Below are 17,189 nucleotides of genomic sequence, written 5' to 3' on the forward strand. Positions count from 1 at the left end.
CAGTTAAATGGATGCCGACGAGATTTATTATGAGCTTAAAACTTGACCTTACCGTTGGGGAAAGGTTTATGCTCGCGCCTATGTATGCCCACTCAAGGAACTGATTATGCATCGCCGTAATTTTCTCAAATATTCCGCGGCCCTGGGGGCTTTCAGCGCGCTGCCTTTGTGGAGCCGGGCTGCATTTGCGGCCGATCGTCCGGCACTGCCGATCCCTCCTTTGCTCGCCCCTGATGCCAAAAATAGCATCCGCTTGACGGTAAATGCAGGGCAGACCACGTTTGGCAGCAAAATCGCCACCACATGGGGTTACAACGGCTCGCTGCTCGGCCCGGCATTAAAGCTGAAGCAGGGTGACGCGGTGACGGTGGAGATTAATAATCGCCTGGCGGAAGAAACTACCGTTCACTGGCACGGGCTGGAAGTTCCTGGTGATGTTGATGGCGGCCCGCAGGGCGTTATTGCCGCCGGTGGGAAGCGCAGCGTGACTTTTGCTCCTCAGCAGCGCGCGGCAACCTGCTGGTTCCATCCTCATCAACATGGCAAAACCGGGTATCAGGTGGCGATGGGCCTGGCGGGGCTGGTATTGATAGAAGACAGCGAAAGCGGCCAGTTAATGCTGCCTAAGCAATGGGGCATCGACGATGTGCCATTAGTCATTCAGGACAAACGCTTTGGCGCAGACGGGCAAATCGACTACCAACTGGACATGATGAGCGCCGCCGTAGGCTGGTTTGGCGATACGCTGCTGTGTAACGGTGCGGTTTACCCTCAGCACACCAATCCGAAAGGGTGGCTGCGCCTGCGTTTACTTAACGGCTGTAACGCTCGCTCGCTGAATATTGCCGCCAGCGATAATCGCCCGCTTTATGTCATCGCCAGCGACGGCGGGCTGCTTGCCGAACCGGTAAAAGTCACCGAGCTTGAACTGCTGATGGGCGAGCGTTTTGAAGTGCTGGTGGATACCAGTGACGGTAAAGCTTTTGATATCCTCACCCTGCCGGTTAAGCAAATGGGCATGACGGTTGCGCCGTTTGATAAACCTGTTCCGGTGGTGCGCATTCAGCCGTTGATTATCGCGGCATCCGGCGAGCTGCCGGATAAATTAGTCAGCGTGCCTGCTCTGCCGTCGCTGGAAGGCCTCACCGAGCGCTGGCTGCAACTGATGATGGACCCGATGCTGGACATGATGGGCATGCAGGCGTTAATGGACAAATACGGCATGCAGGCGATGGCCGGAATGGAAATGGGCGGCCATGGTAATATGGGTCATATGGGCCACGGCAACATGGGGAACATGAAGCACGGTTTTGACTTCCATAACGCCAACAAGATTAACGGCAAGGCTTTTGATATGAACACCCCGGCATTTGCGGCGCAAAAGGGCAAATACGAGAAGTGGACCATCTCAGGTGAAGGCGACATGATGCTGCACCCGTTCCACATCCACGGTACGCAGTTCCGCATTCTGTCGGAAAACGGCAAGCCGGTGGCGGCACATCGTCAGGGCTGGAAGGATACAGTGAGGGTAGAAGGCGCTCGCAGCGAAGTACTGGTGAAGTTCGATCACGAAGCGTCCAGAGAGGCGGCTTATATGGCGCACTGCCATCTGCTGGAGCATGAAGATACCGGAATGATGCTCGGCTTTACCGTAGCGTAAAAGAAGAGCGGGTGGCTATTGCCACCCGCATTGATATTACTTCGCGTCGTCCGGCAGAGCGTACGCCACAATGTAATCACCCATCTTTGTTCCGAAGGAGCCATGGCCCCCGGCGGAAATCACCACATACTGCTTACCGTTCACTTCATAAGTCATCGGCGTTGCCTGGCCACCGGCAGGCAGGCGGGCTTCCCACAGTTGTTTACCATCGCGCATATCAAACGCACGTAGGTAGTTGTCTGCGGTTGCGCCAATAAACATGACGTTACCGGCGGTGGAGATAGGGCCACCCAGCATTGGCATCCCCATACGGAACTTCATCGGGATCCCGGTCGGGAACGGCATGCTGTCCTCAACGGTGCCGATGCGTTTTTTCCACACGATTTCGTTGGTTTTCAGATCAACGCCCGAGATGTAGCCCCAGGCCGGTTGCTTACACGGCAGGCCCAGCGGAGACAAGAACGGGTTCAGGGTTACGCCATACGGCACGCCGTACTGAGGCTGAACGCCGGACTCTGTGCCAGACCCTTTCGCGTCTTTTGGCGGCTCCATCGGGTTGCCCGGTCCGCGAGGGATCAGTTTGGAAACGAACGGCAGCGCCATCGGGTTGGTCATTGCCACCTGGTTATTCGGGTCGACCGAAATACCGCCCCATTCGAACATCCCAAGGTTGCCCGGGAACACCAGCGTCCCTTTTTCAGAAGGCGGCGTGAAGATGCCCTCATAGCGCATGCTGTGGAACATCACGCGGCAAACCAGCTGGTCGAACATGGTTGCGCCCCACATATCCGCGCCGCTCAAATCTTTCTTCGGCCGGAAGGTCAGCTCGGAGAACGGTTGAGTAGGGGAAACATGGTCGCCTTTGGCTGCGCCCTGCGGCACCGGTTTTTCCGGAGCAGGTACAACCAGCTTGCCGTCACGTCTGTCCAGCACAAAGATATTGCCGGTTTTAGCCGGAGCGTAGATAACCGGAACCCGGTTGCCGCTCTTGTCGGTAATGTCCGCAAGCGTCGGCTGGGCTGGCATATCCATATCCCAAAGATCATGATGCACGGTCTGATAGGACCAGGCCAGCTTGCCGGTTGTCGCGTTCAGGGCAACGATGCTGCTGGCATAGCGTTCCTGCTCAGGCGTGCGGTTGCCGCCCCAGATATCCGGAGTGGTTACGCCCATCGGGAGATAAACCAGATCCAGCTTTGCATCATAAGCCGCAGGCGCCCACGAGTTCGGGGAGTTCAGGGTGTAATGATGTCCATCATCAGGAATTGCGTTCGGATCTTTAGCGCCCGGATCGAACGCCCACAGCAGCTTGCCGCTGTTAACGTCGAAACCGCGGATCACGCCAGAAGGTTCACGGGTGGAGAAGTTGTCCGTTACCGCCCCGGCAATCACAATCACTTTATCGGTGATGATTGGCGGTGAAGTTGGCTCATACATCCCCGGGGTGGTGACCGGCTGGTTGGTTTGCAGATTCAGAATGCCTTTATTGGCGAAGCTTTCACAAAGCTTGCCGTTATCGGCGTTGATGGCAAACAGACGGCCATCGTTAACCGGCAGGATGATACGACGCGGACAGTCGGATACCACGTCCGGGCTGGCGTTATCGGCCGTTGCCTCGTGGTAGGAAACCCCACGGCAGGTCACGTGCTGGAACGACGGGTCGGTATTCAGCTGAGGGTCAAATTTCCACTTCTCTTTCCCCGTGGCAGCATCCAGCGCGAACAGCTGCTGGTGCGCGGTACACAGGTAAAGCATGTCGCGAACTTTGATCGGGGTGACTTCGTTGGTGATTTCACCCGGGTCAGTAGCGCGCTTCACGTCGCCGGTCTGGAAGCGCCAGGCTTCCTTCAGCTGGCCGACGTTTTTGTCGTTAATCTGCTTAAGAGGCGAGAAGCGCTGGCCTTCCTGGTTACGCCCGTAGGCAGGCCAGTCGGCATCAGGAATCGTCGAGGTGGCGGCCGCCGGTGTGTTATCCAGCTGCAGCGTGCCGTTGATTTCCTGAGGATCGTTAAAGCCCGCCCAGACCAGCACCACGGCGCTGATCAGCAGGGCCACAACCAGCGATGCTGCCGCACCGGCAGCCGGAACGGCCAGGCGACGGTAGACGAACGGCAACAGCAGCCAGACGCCAAAGAACACCAGGACGTCACAGCGGGGGGTCAAGGCCCAGAAGTCGAAGCCGACTTCCCACACGCCCCATGCCATGGTGCACAACAGCAGCGCGGCATAAAGCCACAGGGCGGCAGCCTTGCTTTTCCACAGGAGCCAGGCAACGCCAAGCATTACCAGTCCGGCAATCGGGTAGTACCAGGACCCACCGATAGCCACTAACCATATTCCGCCAAAGAGTAAATATAGCCCGCACAGTACGGCAAAAAGGGCTGAGAGGGTCACAAATAGTTGCGATCCGGTTTTATTTATTTTCACAATTATCACACTCATAAAGGTTTGATAGCATTTAATTATAGTTATTAACAAGTGTGATGGTCGTCACATTTATGGCTTTTTTGCTCTGTGGAAGAGAAAAGAGTGGAGGGGTATCCGGGTTATCTCGATATTTACTGCCGCTATAAGAAGCGAAAGTATTTTTTTATTCTTTTTGAATCAGATTGTTACCTCTCACGGTGGTCTCTTTGAAGCTGGCGAGCCCTGTGCTTTTCGATCCTCTTCTTTTTTACCTCTACAATCGAATAGATTGGCTCCCTGAAACGTTAACTCTTTACCTGTGTTAAGGAGTTGCCATTATGTCCAGGCTCGGTCCTCTCTTATCTGCTCTGCTGCTCATAAGCCCGCTGGCGAGCGCCCGGCCGGTCGATTACAAAATCGTTGCGCAAGACACCGATATTAATATGTCCTGGCGTGCCTTCGGCGGTATGCAGTCCTCGGCGGATATCAAGGGTGTAACCGGCCAGATAAAATTGGACCAGAACAACGAATTCAACGACAAGATTAACGTCAGCATTCCCGTTTCCCCTCTTATAGCCTCTAATTCTCTTCTCACATGGCAGCTTAAAAGCGATATGTTTTTTGATGCGGCGCGCTACCCCACGATGGTCTTTATCAGTGACAGAGTGGTCGGCCTGGGAAATCATCACTACAGGATCTTTGGTTCTTTGACGGTTAAAAATATCCGGCAGCCGGTGATTCTTGAAGCCGTGCTGGAAGCCCCGCAAGAGAATGAATGGGTACTGCATGCCACGACCGCGATTTCGCGCTCTGCGTTTAATATGACGAGCTTTGCGGCGGTAGTGGATGACCGAATTGCCATCGCCATAACGCTTCAGGCTGTCCCGTTATAATGTCGAATTAAAAGGCCTGGCGTTATAGGGGTGCCGTGAAGATAGCTGGCTGATATACTAGCGCCCTCGATGTGGTACTGCGCGTTTGTACAAACTAATGTGTATCAGCGGGTGCAGCAGGCTTTATTCGCCCTGCACCGTTTAATTGGTCTTTGTTGTTTTAAAACGGTTGGTTGTATTTTTTATGAAACATACTGTTGAAGTGATGATCCCGGAAGCGGAGATCAAAGCCCGTGTCGCCGAGCTGGGTCGTCAGATTACCGAACACTATCGCGACAGCGGCAGTGATATGGTGCTGGTCGGGCTGCTGCGCGGTTCATTTATGTTTATGGCAGACCTGTGCCGTGAAGTTCAGGTGTCCCATGAAGTCGATTTTATGACTGCTTCCAGCTACGGCAGCGGCATGTCCACCACGCGCGATGTGAAAATCCTCAAAGATCTCGATGAAGACATTCGCGGTAAAGATGTGCTTATCGTGGAAGACATCATCGACTCCGGCAACACGCTGAGCAAAGTGCGTGAAATCCTCAGCCTGCGTGAGCCAAAATCTCTGGCCATTTGTACGCTGCTGGACAAACCAACCCGCCGTGAAGTGAACGTTACCGTTGAGTACGTTGGTTTCTCTATTCCGGATGAATTCGTGGTCGGCTACGGCATCGACTACGCGCAGCGCTATCGCCACCTGCCGTACGTTGGCAAAGTCGTGCCGCTGGGTGAGTAATCTCCACTGAATAATGAAAAGGGCCTTTAAAGGCCCTTTTTGCTATCCACTTTTTGCGTAATTACTGCAAAGCTGAGCGATTGCGGTGGCTATGGTGGGTATTTTTTAGATTGGATATCCCGCTGCGGTAACCCTGCTCCAGCGACTCGCGGCTGGTGGCCGTGACTTCGAGGTCACGCAGGCGGCCGTCGTGGATACCGTAAACCCAGCCGTGAACCGTGACCTTCTGGCCTCGTTTCCACGCGGATTGCATGATGGTTGAGTGGCCGATGTTGTACACCTGCTCCATGACGTTCAGTTCACAGAGCGTATCCATACGCTGTTCCGGTGCCAGTTCCCCCAGTAGCGAACTATGCTTGAACCACAGATCGCGAATGTGCAGCAGCCAGTTGTTGATCAGGCCAAGCTCCGGGTTTTCTACCGCAGCCTGTACGCCGCCGCAGCCGTAATGGCCGCAAATAATGATGTGCTCAACCTCAAGGACGTCTACCGCGTACTGAACAACCGAGAGGCAGTTCAGATCGGTATGGACCACCAGGTTGGCGACATTACGATGTACAAACAGCTCGCCCGGTTCGAGGCCGGTAAGGCGTTCCGCCGGGACGCGGCTATCGGAGCAGCCGATCCAGAGGAAACGGGGTTTTTGTGCCTGGGAGAGTCTTTCGAAGAAACCCGGGTCTTCCTCAACCAGCATTTTGGACCAAAGTTCATTATTGCTGATAAGGGAATCAATATCTTTCATGTGCGGTTAACGCCTGTAACCCGAGAAGTGCGTTGAGGTAATATAGGGTAACTCAACGACTTTTTAAACAAGTACCGAATAAAGGTAAGTGAATATCCATGACAATTGCATTGGAACTGGAACAGTTAACGAAAACTTATCCCGGCGGCGTTCAGGCGCTGCGCGGCATAGATCTTCGTGTTGAGGCCGGAGACTTTTATGCGTTACTCGGCCCAAACGGCGCCGGTAAATCTACCACCATCGGCATTATTAGTTCTCTGGTGAATAAAACCTCCGGTCGGGTTCGCGTATTTGGCTATGACCTGCAAAAGGACGTGGTCAACGCCAAGCGCCAGCTCGGGCTGGTGCCGCAGGAATTTAACTTTAACCCGTTTGAGACGGTACAGCAGATAGTTGTACATCAGGCTGGCTACTACGGCGTTGAGCGTAATGAAGCTATCGCTCGCAGCGAAAAGTATTTAAAACAGCTCGATCTGTGGGAAAAACGCAACGAACGCGCGCGCATGTTATCCGGCGGGATGAAGCGTCGCCTGATGATAGCCCGTGCGCTGATGCACGAGCCGAAGCTGCTGATCCTTGATGAACCAACAGCCGGCGTGGATATTGAACTGCGCCGTTCAATGTGGGGCTTCCTCAAAGATCTCAACGACAAGGGCACCACGATTATCCTCACCACGCATTATCTGGAAGAAGCCGAAATGCTGTGCCGCAACATCGGCATTATCCAGCGCGGCGAGCTGGTGGAAAATACCTCCATGAAGTCGCTGCTTTCCAAGCTGAAGTCGGAAACCTTTATCCTCGACCTGGCGCCAAAAAGCCCGCTGCCGAAGCTGGACGGCTACCAGTACCGCCTGGTGGATACCTCAACGCTCGAAGTCGAAGTCCTGCGTGAGCAGGGCATTAATAGCGTCTTCAGCCAGCTTAGCGCTCAGGGAATACAGGTACAAAGTATGCGTAACAAGGCCAACCGTCTCGAAGAACTCTTTGTGACGCTGGTAAACGGTAAACAAGGGGATGCGTCATGATGCAGCTTTACTGGGTGGCGCTGAAAAGCATCTGGACCAAAGAAGTCCATCGCTTTGCCCGAATTTGGATCCAGACCCTGGTTCCGCCGGTCATCACCATGACTCTGTACTTCATTATCTTCGGTAACCTGATTGGCTCCCGCATCGGCGAAATGCACGGCTTCACCTATATGCAGTTTATCGTTCCGGGCCTGATTATGATGGCGGTTATCACCAATGCCTACGCTAACGTGGCCTCTTCGTTCTTTAGCGCTAAGTTCCAGCGCAATATCGAAGAACTGCTGGTTGCGCCGGTGCCGACGCATGTCATCATCGCGGGCTATGTCGGCGGCGGCGTTGCCCGCGGCCTGTGCGTGGGCATTCTGGTCACGGCGGTTTCGCTGTTCTTCGTTCCGTTCCAGGTCCATTCGTGGCTGTTCGTGGCGCTGACGCTGGTACTGACGGCGGTGCTGTTCTCGCTGGCTGGCTTGCTGAACGCGGTATTTGCCAAAACCTTTGATGACATCAGCCTGATCCCAACCTTCGTGCTGACGCCGCTCACTTATCTGGGCGGAGTGTTCTACTCCCTGACGCTGCTGCCGCCGTTCTGGCAGGGGTTGTCGCACCTGAACCCGATTGTCTACATGATTAGCGGCTTCCGCTTTGGTTTCCTCGGGATTAGCGACGTACCTCTGGCGACCACCGTTGGCGTGCTGGTCATCTTCATCGCGGCGTTTTATCTGCTGTGCTGGTATCTCATCCAGCGCGGACGCGGCCTGCGTACCTAATACCAGGCTCCTCAACCCTCCCCAAAAGGGGAGGGGTTTCTCACCCCAAATTGATACGCATCAGGCTATTTTTTCAGCTTTCTGGCACACTATCGCCCGGTTAACAGGAGACGCCTTATGCTGGGTTGGGTGATTGCCGGGCACGACGATTATGCCCAGAAGATGCTGGATGCAATGGAAAAGCGCTTTGGCCCGCAGCCGCAGTGCTGCGCGGTAAATTTCTGGAAAGGGATGAGCACCAATATGCTGAGCCGCATGATGTGCGATGCGCTTTATCATTGCGACTCAGGAGACGGTGTTATCTTCCTTACGGATATTACCGGCGAAGCGCCTTACCGCACCGCCGCCTTGCTCAGCCATAAGCATGAGCACTGCGAGGTGATCTCCGGCGTAAATCTGCCGCTGCTGTGCGCCATGCGTGAACAGCGGGAGTCCCTGTCCAGCGAGGCGTTTCGCCTGCTGATAGTTGAGCGGGGCGAGGAGGCGATTACCAGCCTCTGGCACCAGCAGCAAAAGAACCCGCCGTTTGTATTGCTCCACCCGTTTTAAGGGGATTGGCTTATTCCGGTTGGTATTCACGCATCTTTTGCTAAAATAACGCCTTCCTTCCGTCTTCACGACACAAAGACTAATAAATTCGCCATGTTAACTCGCCTCGTTTATTGCGTGATGCTGGTCATCAGCATCTCTACCGCCCGGGCCAGCCTGCTTAGCAGCCATGCTACGCCTGCCCAATATATGCAAACCACCGAAGGGGCCGATATCTGGGCACAGGTTGGCGACAGCGTTATTTCAGTCGGCCGGATTGAGGAAGGGCAGATTCTGGCCGTGGTGCCCACGGTGGCGGATTACTACGAATTTAATTTTGGCTTTGGCACAGGGTTTATCGACAAAGCGCATCTCGCGCCGGTCAAAGGCAAGCAGCGGGTGGAAGACCGGCTGGGCGACCTGAATAAGCCGCTCAGTAATCAGAACCTGATTACCTTCCGTGATGTGGTGGTTTACAGCGAGCCATCCACTTCCAGCACGCCATTTGGCACCCTTGCGGATAACCTCCGCTACCCGGTGCTCAGCAAGTTAAAAGACCGATTAAACCAGACCTGGTTCCAGATCCGCATCGGCAACCGGCTGGGCTATATCAGCAGCCTGGATGCTCAGCCGGACAACGGTATTCCGGTGCTGACTTATCATCATATTCTGCGTGACGAAGAAAATACCCGCTTCCGCCATACGTCTACCACGACTTCGGTGGTTGCTTTCAGTAATCAGATGACCTGGCTGCGTGATATGGGCTACACCACGCTGACGATGTATCAGCTGGAAGGCTATGTGCGTAACCGAATGAACCTTCCTGCTCGCGCCGTGGTTATTACCTTCGATGACGGGCTGAAGTCGGTTTATCGCTACGCGTATCCTATCCTGAAGCAGTATGGCTTTAAGGCTACGGCTTACATCATCTCGTCGCGTATTAAGCGCCACCCGCAGCCGTGGAACGCTAAATCTCTGCAATTTATGAGTATCTCAGAGCTGGAAGCGATTCAAAGCGTGTTTGATATCCAGTCGCACACCCACTTCCTGCACCGGGTGGATAACTACCGCCGCCCAATCCTGCTAAGCCGCAGCTACCACAACATCCTGTTTGATTTTGAGCACTCGCGCCGCGCGCTCTCGCAATTTAATCCGCATGTGCTTTATCTCTCGTACCCGTTTGGCGGCTATAACGATACCGCGGTCAAAGCGGCTAATGACGCTGGTTTCCATATGGCGGTGACGACGGTGCGCGGCAAGGTGAAGCCGGGAGATAATCCGTTCCTGTTGAAGCGGCTTTATATTATGAGGACGGATTCGCTGGAGACGATGTCGAGGACGATTACCAATCAGCCTGAGTCGTAAGCGGACCCTGGTTTTGTAACGCGTTATCTAAGGTGGGTTTGTTCGATCCCCTCTCCCACGCGGGGAGAGGGTTAGGGTGAGAGGTAGTTGTTACGCTACCTGCACCGGTACGGCTTTCGCGAGACGTTTCATCTCATTATCACCGTCAAAATAGGCTACCTTCGGCTGCCAGCTACGAGCCTGCTCGTCCGGCATCGTCACGTAGCTTGCGATAATTAAAATATCGCCAACGTCCGCGCAGTGTGCCGCAGCGCCGTTAACGGAGATGATTTTAGACCCGCGCTCACCGGCAATAGCGTAGGTAGAAAAGCGCTTACCGTTGGTGACGTTGTAAATATCGATGGCTTCGTATTCCAGAATGCCTGCCGCCTCAAGGAAGTCCTGATCGATGGCGCAGGAGCCTTCGTAGTGCAAGTCCGCCTGAGTCACTTTGACGCGGTGTAACTTGCCTTGCAGCATAGTGCGAATCATAGCTTGAACCTTTGTCTCTGGGCTAAAAAAGCGCCGAATTCATCGACGCTGTGAATATTCGAGGCAGTATTGCCCTTTTTATTTGGGCTGTCTACTGCGCCAAATCAACGGTAACGTTATCAATCAGTCGCGCCTGGCCGAGCCACGCCGCCATCAGGATAACCGCGCGTTTGCTCTCTTCAGACAGCTCCAGCAGCGTGTCCGCATCGCGGATTTGCAGGTCGTCCGAGCGGAAGCCTTTTTCATTTAGCTCGGCCGCCGCGAGGATAAGCATCTCTTCGCAATCCCGTTCGCCGCTGCGCAGCTTGTCGGCCAGGCCGTTCATCACTTTGCACAACCCCGGCGCAATTTTGCGCTGCTCCGCGCTCAGATAGCCATTGCGGGAGCTAAGGGCCAGCCCGTCTTTCGCCCGCACCGTTGGCACGCCGATAATCTCGATGTCGTAGCCCATATCGGCCACCATTTTGCGGATAAGCGCCAGCTGCTGGTAATCCTTCTGGCCAAAGCAGGCAACATCCGGCTGCACCAGGTTAAACAGCTTGCTGACGATGGTAGATACGCCGCGGAAGTGACCCGGACGGCTGGCGCCTTCCAGCATGGTGGAAATGCCCGGCACGTCAACGAAGGTTTGGCTATCAAGTCCCTGCGGATAAACATCCGCCGGAGCCGGAGCGAACACCATATCGACCTTGCGGCGGTTGAGCTTCTCGCAGTCTTCCTGCAGGGTGCGCGGGTAGCGAGCTAAATCGTCGGGCCTGTCAAACTGCATCGGGTTGACGAAAATGCTCACAACCACCACATCGGCAGCGGCTTTTGCTTCTTCAACCAGCGTCATATGCCCATCGTGCAGATTGCCCATGGTGGGCACCAGCGCAATGCGCTTTCCTTCCTGGCGCCAGCGGCGAATCTGCTGACGCAGCAGCGGTACGGTTTCGATAATCAGCACAACCCTTCTCCTGTCAGTAAAAACTGTGTTCGTTGCCCGGATAGCTGCCGGACTCGACTTCGCTAATGTACTGGCGCACTGCGGCGCGGATATCACCCGTCCCGGCCAGGAAGTTTTTCGCAAATTTAGGAATATGGCCGCCGGTGATTCCGAAGGCATCATGCATGACCAGAATTTGCCCGTCCGTGACGTTGCCCGCGCCGATACCGATGACCGGAATGCCAAGCGCTTCGGTAACGCGTTTTGCCAGTTCGACCGGCACGCACTCCAGAACCAGCAGCTGCGCGCCGGCGGCTTCCAGCGCCAGGGCATCGTCCAGCAGCGTCGTCGCTGCCTGCTCGTCTCGCCCCTGAACCTTATAGCCGCCAAAGATATTCACCGACTGCGGCGTCAGGCCCAGGTGCCCGCAAACCGGCACCGCTCGTTCGGTCAGCATTTTCACCGTCTCAGCAAGCCAGCGTCCGCCTTCGATTTTTACCATATTAGCACCGGCGCGCATCACTTCAGCCGAGTTGGCAAAGGCCTGTTCAGGCGTGGCATAAGCCATGAAAGGCAGGTCTGCCAGCAGCAGGCAATTTGGCGCACCGCGGCGAACCGCGCGGGTGTGGTAGGCAATCTCTTCGACCGTGACCGGCAGCGTGGAATCATTTCCCTGTACCGTCATGCCCAGCGAGTCGCCCACCAGCAGCACGACGACGCCTTCGTCAGCAAACAGTTTGGCAAAGCTAAAGTCATAGGCGGTAAGGGTGGCGAATTTCTTTTTGTCCTGCTTGAGCTTGCGCAGGGTGGAGGTGGTAGTGGGTTTCATCATCATCCCCGGAGAAAGGTTTGAACAGGATACGGGCGCGCCGGTTACCAGCGGGTAATACCCTCCCGGGAGAGGTTAGCCAGTATCTCAGCAACAGCCTGGCCGTCAGGAAAACGGCAGTCTGGCGCTATTTCCAGTAAAGGAACCAGCATAAATGCGCGGTTCTTCATATCGTAGTGTGGCACGGTCAGGCGCTCGGTATGAATCACTTCGCTGCCGAACAGCATAATATCGAGATCTAAAGTACGCGGCCCCCAGCGTTCCTCTTTGCGCACGCGCCCGTGCTCCAGCTCAATGCGCTGAGTCTGGTCGAGTAAAGCTTCGGCCGGCAAATCGGTTTCCAGCACCACGGCAGCGTTCAGATAATCCGGCTGATCCTGTGGGCCCAGAGGCGGGGTGCGATAAAACGAAGAGGTCGCCACCACCCGGCTGTGCGGAATGGCGGCGAGGGCGTCGAGCGCGGAAGAGACTTGCTCCAGCGGCGACGCCTGATTACTGCCCAGAGCGATATACGCGAGGGTCATGCACTGCCTTCGCGGCGCGGCGCACGCTTGCGCGGACGGCGGGTGCGGCGGCGGGCGGCTGGCTCATCGCCAAGATCGTTGAGCATATCTTTCTGCATCGGCGGAGCGGCAACCTGGAACTCGCCCCACCATTTGGTCAGGCGCTGGAGTTCGTGGTTGTTTTCCACTTCGGCGCGCAGGGCCAGCAGGTCGTAAGAGGCGCGGAACTTAGGATGCTCCATCAGCTTCCAGGCGCGTTTACCCTGGCGGCGCGACAGGCGCAGCTGTAGGCCCCAGATATCACGCACCAGGGTAGTGATGCGTTTCGGAATCGCCAGCGCACGGCAGGCTTCATCCAGCACGTCATTCATCGCCAGCGCGAAGGCATCGTAATAGGCGAGGCCGCTTTCCTGGGCAATCTTTTGCGCCATCTCCAGCTGCGGATACCAGAACATCGCCGCGAACAGGAACGCCGGATTCACGCGCATATCGTTATGAATGCGGTTGTCGGTGTTCTTCAGTACCTGAGCGATGATCAGTTCCATCGGGCTGTCGCCCTGCTCGGTAAAGTAGCGGGTGATAATCGGGAACAGCGGCTGGAACAGCTGATATTCACGCAGCAGACGGTAGGTTTCAAACCCATAGCCCGCCTGCAACAATTTGAGTGATTCTTCGAACAGACGCGCCGGAGGCACATCGTTAAGCAGGGTCGCCAGGCGTGGAATAGGCTCGCCGGTCTCCGGGCTAATCGACATGTTCAGTTTGGCGGCAAAGCGCACCGCGCGCAGCATACGAACCGGATCTTCGCGGTAACGCGTTTCCGGGTCGCCAATCAGGCGGATGATGCCGTTATTCAGATCGTTCAGGCCGCCAACATAATCTCGTACCGAGAAGTCGGCCACGCTGTAGTAAAGGCTGTTGATGGTAAAGTCACGGCGCTGGGCATCTTCTTCGATGGAACCAAAGATGTTGTCGCGAAGCAGCATGCCGTTCTGGCCGCGCTGGGAAGTCTGGCGGTCGGAGGACGCCTGTTCTTCGTGGTGACCACGGAAGGTCGCGACTTCGATGATTTCCGGCCCAAACATAACGTGAGCAAGACGGAAGCGGCGGCCAACCAGGCGGCAGTTGCGGAACAGTTTACGAACCTGATCCGGCGTAGCGCTGGTGGTGACGTCAAAATCTTTTGGTTTTTTGCCCAGCAGCAGGTCGCGGACGCCGCCGCCAACGAGATAGGCCTCGTAGCCTGCTTTGTTCAAACGGTAGAGCACCTTGAGGGCATTTTCACTGATATCTTTGCGGGAAATAGCGTGCTGATCGCGCGGAATAACAGTAATGTGCGGGAGAGCTTCACTCTCCTCGACCACGACGTCATCGCGGTTAAGCACCTTGCGGCAAAAATTAGCGACTCGGGTAAAAATAGTCCACCTCGGCAGTGTCAATCATAGGGACAAAAAAAACAGCGGCTAATCATAGCTCAGTGCGGCGCATTTGAGAATAATGTATTCATCGGCACGCTATCGAGTGACCAGTTAACCACGGCCTGTTCAAGCAGCGCTTCCAGCTTAAGGCTCTGCCAGTCGGCCGCTACTTGTTGATTTAAAAAACGCAATGCTTCAACCAGCACCGGGCGCGGATCGCCCTGCGGTAAAGCCGGAGCATGATTCTGCTTCGACAGCTTGGCACCTTGCTGATTAAGCGCCAGCGGCAGGTGAATATAGTGCGGCACCGGCCAGCCAAGCTGTTGATACAGCGATATTTGTCTTACCGTCGGCTCAATTAAGTCCGCCCCGCGTACAATCTCCGTCACGCCCTGAAAATGGTCATCCACCACTACAGCAAGATTATAGGCGAACAGGCCGTCGCGGCGATGAATGATAAAATCTTCGCGGGCCAAAGCGGCGTCGGCGGTCAGTAATCCTCTCAGCCCGTCCTGGAAGCTCAGCACCGGATTTTGCTGTACCAGTCGCATTGCGGCGTTTTGCGGACCGTTATTCAAAGTACGGCAGTGGCCGTCGTAATAGCCGCCAATGTGCTGAATTCGGCTGCGGGTGCAGGTGCAGTAATAGCTCAGGCCGCGCTGTTTTAACCACGCCAGCGCTTCGCGGTAGGCCTCGTGGCGCTGAGACTGCCACAACACTTCGCCGTCCCAGTGCAGGCCGTAATGCTCAAGCTGTTTCAGGATCGTGGTGGCTGCGCCCGGGACTTCACGAGGCGGATCGATATCTTCAATGCGAACCAGCCAGAGGCCCTGCTTAGCGCGTGCCTGAAGGTAGCTGCCGAGAGCGGCAATCAGCGAACCAAAATGCAGCTCCCCGGAAGGTGAGGGGGCAAAGCGGCCAATGTAGTGTTGAGAAGGCATGTTTTCGGGGGGCTATAAAGTAATATGGCGGGAGAAAGCTCCCGCCATAGAGTCCTGGCGTTTACGCGAGCCGTTAGCCGGCCATTTGTTTTTCGCGGATTTCTGCCAGCGTTTTGCAGTCGATACACAAATCAGCTGTCGGACGAGCTTCAAGGCGACGAATGCCGATTTCCACACCGCAGGATTCGCAGTAGCCGAAATCTTCGTCTTCCACTTTCTTGAGCGTTTTCTCGATCTTTTTGATCAGTTTACGTTCGCGATCGCGGTTACGCAGTTCGAGGCTGAACTCTTCTTCCTGGGCAGCACGGTCTACCGGGTCCGGGAAGTTAGCAGCTTCATCCTGCATATGTGTAACGGTGCGATCGACCTCGTCCATGAGCTGATTACGCCATGCTTCAAGAATGCGCTTGAAGTGCGACAGCTGGGCTTCGTTCATATACTCTTCGCCCGGTTTCTCCTGGTACGGCTCCACCCCAGCGATGGCGAGAATACTCAGGGACGATGTTTTACGCTTTTGCCCTTCTTGCATGTTGTTTCTCCTTAACACGCACTTATCGGTCCCCTGTCGGGGTAAAATCAGGCCGCTATAAATAGCAGATGCTTTTCAGGATGGCAATTATATAAACTCCTCTCTTGACAACCGTGTGAAGAAAAGCTTATTTGCGAAACGACCCGACTATAAAAAAGACAATACGTTATCTGTCCTTAACCAGATGTGATTCATAACTGGACAGGCAACGGCGTAGTTAGAGTCATCCCTGTGGCAGAAAGTTCTGCCTTCCAGGCGATAATTTCAACCCCACGCTGCTGCGCCTCACTCAACAGCTGCGCATATTTTGCATCAATGTGGCGGGCCGGGGAGACGCTATTTATAGCAGAATGCAATACCGCAAACAGTAGCACCGCGCGCTCTCCTTGCTGAACCACATTCATTAACTCTCTTAAATGCTTTTGGCCACGCAGGCTAACGGCATCCGGGAAAAATCCCATTTTGTTGTCAAACAGCGTGACCGATTTCACTTCAATATAGCAGTTAACCTTGTTACACGCCTGTAACATAAAATCAATTCTGCTGCGTTCTTCGCCGTATTTTACCTCGGCCTGAACGCTGCTGTAGCCCGCTAATTCTGCCGGAGGATTCGCCTCCAGCATCTCTTTAACCAACATGTTGGCGCGTAACGTATTGACGCAAATTATCTCACCATTTTGCGTTTGGGTAAGCTCCCAGGTATTAGGGTATTTTCGCGTTGGGCTGGCGGACGTGGAGTACCAGACGGTGTCTCCCGGCGTGGCGCAGCCCGTCATCGCCCCGGTATTCGGGCAATGAAGGGTCAGGGTTTCGCCATCGGCTGTCATCACATCGGCGAGAAAACGTTTATAGCGCTTGATGAGCGTTGCGGACTGTAGCGCGGGGGAAAACTCCATTTACTCTTCCTTATTTGTCAGCGGCCAGCGTTCAAGCGTCTGGTAGCGGGTTCTGCCTTGCTCAAAAATGGACTGGTACAGGCTAAACTCTTCCACCCTGAACTGCCAGCTAAAGCCCGGCGCGGGTAAAGCTACGGGGCGAATAGCGTTGCGGTACAGCGTGATATGAGGGTGAAACGGTAGCGGAGACTGGTAGCAGCCGCTTCGGGCCGCCTGAGATCGCAGCATATTTGCCAGCTGAAGCAGGCCGCGCGGTGCCTGACGCGGCCCCATCCAGACCACGCTTGAGCGCAGCCACTGCCCGGCATCGTCCAGCTTCAGGTTGAAACCGGGCTGGCGAATACGCCCGGCAAGGCGGCTTAGCGCCCGGCATTTTTCTTCAGAGATGTCTCCCAGAAATGCCAGCGTCAGGTGCAGGTTAGCTGCCGCGACCGGCCGCCCCGCGTCGGCAGGAAATTCGGCGGCGCGCCAGTGGATAATCTGCTGTTGCACTTCGGACGGTAAGGTCAGGGCAAAAAACAGGCGGCGACTCTCGGCCATGGTTGTCTCTCGGTTATGGTTTGGCGGGAT

At 55.3% G+C, this 17,189-nt stretch carries 18 protein-coding genes; 7 read left to right on the plus strand and 11 right to left on the minus strand.

What is annotated here, in order from left to right; translation table 11 throughout:
* Nucleotides 1-106: 106 nt before the first annotated feature.
* Nucleotides 107-1,660, plus strand: coding sequence for a multicopper oxidase CueO (cueO, locus tag HMPREF0201_RS02700; RefSeq protein ID WP_016534926.1), 1,554 nt, complete (start codon nt 107-109; stop codon nt 1,658-1,660).
* 36 nt (nt 1,661-1,696) lie between these two features.
* Here the strand turns inward: cueO and HMPREF0201_RS02705 are convergent, their stop codons facing one another.
* Complete coding sequence (locus HMPREF0201_RS02705) at nt 1,697-4,087, minus strand: glucose/quinate/shikimate family membrane-bound PQQ-dependent dehydrogenase (RefSeq protein ID WP_167344785.1); 2,391 nt, start codon at nt 4,085-4,087, stop codon at nt 1,697-1,699.
* A 317-nt stretch (nt 4,088-4,404) separates the two neighbouring features.
* Here HMPREF0201_RS02705 and HMPREF0201_RS02710 point away from each other — a divergent pair, with 317 nt between their 5' ends.
* Together HMPREF0201_RS02710 and hpt are read left to right on the plus strand one after the other, a co-directional pair.
* Entirely contained in the window at nt 4,405-4,959 is a 555-nt protein-coding gene (locus HMPREF0201_RS02710; RefSeq protein ID WP_016534928.1) for a YceI family protein, read from the plus strand.
* 184 nt (nt 4,960-5,143) lie between these two features.
* Complete coding sequence (gene hpt / locus HMPREF0201_RS02715) at nt 5,144-5,680, plus strand: hypoxanthine phosphoribosyltransferase (RefSeq protein ID WP_016534930.1); 537 nt, start codon at nt 5,144-5,146, stop codon at nt 5,678-5,680.
* Nucleotides 5,681-5,741: 61 nt separating this feature from the next.
* Here the strand turns inward: hpt and can are convergent, their stop codons facing one another.
* Entirely contained in the window at nt 5,742-6,422 is a 681-nt protein-coding gene (gene can / locus HMPREF0201_RS02720) for a carbonate dehydratase (protein WP_039897921.1), read from the minus strand.
* Between the two features lie 98 nt (nt 6,423-6,520).
* Here can and HMPREF0201_RS02725 point away from each other — a divergent pair, with 98 nt between their 5' ends.
* The 4 genes from HMPREF0201_RS02725 (at nt 6,521) to HMPREF0201_RS02740 (ending at nt 10,107) form a co-directional block, all read left to right on the plus strand.
* On the plus strand, nt 6,521-7,447 hold the full coding sequence (locus HMPREF0201_RS02725; protein WP_016534933.1) for an ABC transporter ATP-binding protein: 927 nt from the start codon (nt 6,521-6,523) through the stop codon (nt 7,445-7,447).
* Complete coding sequence (locus HMPREF0201_RS02730; RefSeq protein ID WP_016534934.1) at nt 7,444-8,214, plus strand: ABC transporter permease; 771 nt, start codon at nt 7,444-7,446, stop codon at nt 8,212-8,214. Before HMPREF0201_RS02725 ends, HMPREF0201_RS02730 begins: the two co-directional genes overlap by 4 nt.
* A gap of 117 nt (nt 8,215-8,331) precedes the next feature.
* Nucleotides 8,332-8,763 (plus strand): PTS galactosamine/N-acetylgalactosamine transporter subunit IIA, encoded by a 432-nt coding sequence (gene agaF / locus HMPREF0201_RS02735; RefSeq protein WP_016534935.1) that lies wholly within the window; start codon nt 8,332-8,334, stop codon nt 8,761-8,763.
* A 93-nt stretch (nt 8,764-8,856) separates the two neighbouring features.
* A complete protein-coding gene (locus HMPREF0201_RS02740) occupies nt 8,857-10,107 on the plus strand; it encodes a polysaccharide deacetylase family protein (protein ID WP_039897923.1) in 1,251 nt (416 codons plus the stop codon).
* A 90-nt stretch (nt 10,108-10,197) separates the two neighbouring features.
* Here the strand turns inward: HMPREF0201_RS02740 and panD are convergent, their stop codons facing one another.
* From panD to thpR, 9 genes are all read right to left on the minus strand, one after another.
* Nucleotides 10,198-10,578 (minus strand): aspartate 1-decarboxylase, encoded by a 381-nt coding sequence (panD, locus tag HMPREF0201_RS02745; protein WP_004387652.1) that lies wholly within the window; start codon nt 10,576-10,578, stop codon nt 10,198-10,200.
* Between the two features lie 91 nt (nt 10,579-10,669).
* Nucleotides 10,670-11,524: a pantoate--beta-alanine ligase gene (panC, locus tag HMPREF0201_RS02750; protein WP_016534937.1), complete on the minus strand. Its 855-nt coding sequence runs from the start codon at nt 11,522-11,524 to the stop codon at nt 10,670-10,672.
* 13 nt (nt 11,525-11,537) lie between these two features.
* Nucleotides 11,538-12,332 carry a 3-methyl-2-oxobutanoate hydroxymethyltransferase gene (panB, locus tag HMPREF0201_RS02755; RefSeq protein ID WP_039897924.1) on the minus strand — a complete coding sequence of 265 codons (795 nt, stop codon included), beginning with the start codon at nt 12,330-12,332 and terminating at the stop codon, nt 11,538-11,540.
* Nucleotides 12,333-12,376: 44 nt separating this feature from the next.
* Nucleotides 12,377-12,856, minus strand: a complete 480-nt coding sequence (gene folK / locus HMPREF0201_RS02760) for a 2-amino-4-hydroxy-6-hydroxymethyldihydropteridine diphosphokinase (RefSeq protein WP_016534939.1) — start codon at nt 12,854-12,856, stop codon at nt 12,377-12,379.
* The gene (gene pcnB, locus HMPREF0201_RS02765; RefSeq protein WP_209420416.1) at nt 12,853-14,253 is read right to left on the minus strand and encodes a polynucleotide adenylyltransferase PcnB; all 1,401 of its coding nucleotides are present in this window, start codon (nt 14,251-14,253) and stop codon (nt 12,853-12,855) included. Before pcnB ends, folK begins: the two co-directional genes overlap by 4 nt.
* 56 nt (nt 14,254-14,309) lie before the next feature.
* A complete protein-coding gene (gene gluQRS / locus HMPREF0201_RS02770; protein ID WP_016534942.1) occupies nt 14,310-15,194 on the minus strand; it encodes a tRNA glutamyl-Q(34) synthetase GluQRS in 885 nt (294 codons plus the stop codon).
* 73 nt (nt 15,195-15,267) lie between these two features.
* A complete protein-coding gene (dksA, locus tag HMPREF0201_RS02775; protein WP_016534943.1) occupies nt 15,268-15,723 on the minus strand; it encodes an RNA polymerase-binding protein DksA in 456 nt (151 codons plus the stop codon).
* A gap of 191 nt (nt 15,724-15,914) precedes the next feature.
* Nucleotides 15,915-16,619 (minus strand): DNA/RNA nuclease SfsA, encoded by a 705-nt coding sequence (gene sfsA / locus HMPREF0201_RS02780; protein ID WP_016534944.1) that lies wholly within the window; start codon nt 16,617-16,619, stop codon nt 15,915-15,917.
* On the minus strand, nt 16,620-17,159 hold the full coding sequence (gene thpR / locus HMPREF0201_RS02785) for an RNA 2',3'-cyclic phosphodiesterase (protein ID WP_016534945.1): 540 nt from the start codon (nt 17,157-17,159) through the stop codon (nt 16,620-16,622).
* Between the last annotated feature and the right edge of the window lie 30 nt (nt 17,160-17,189).

The organism is Cedecea davisae DSM 4568 (genome assembly GCF_000412335.2).
GTDB lineage: Bacteria > Pseudomonadota > Gammaproteobacteria > Enterobacterales > Enterobacteriaceae > Cedecea > Cedecea davisae.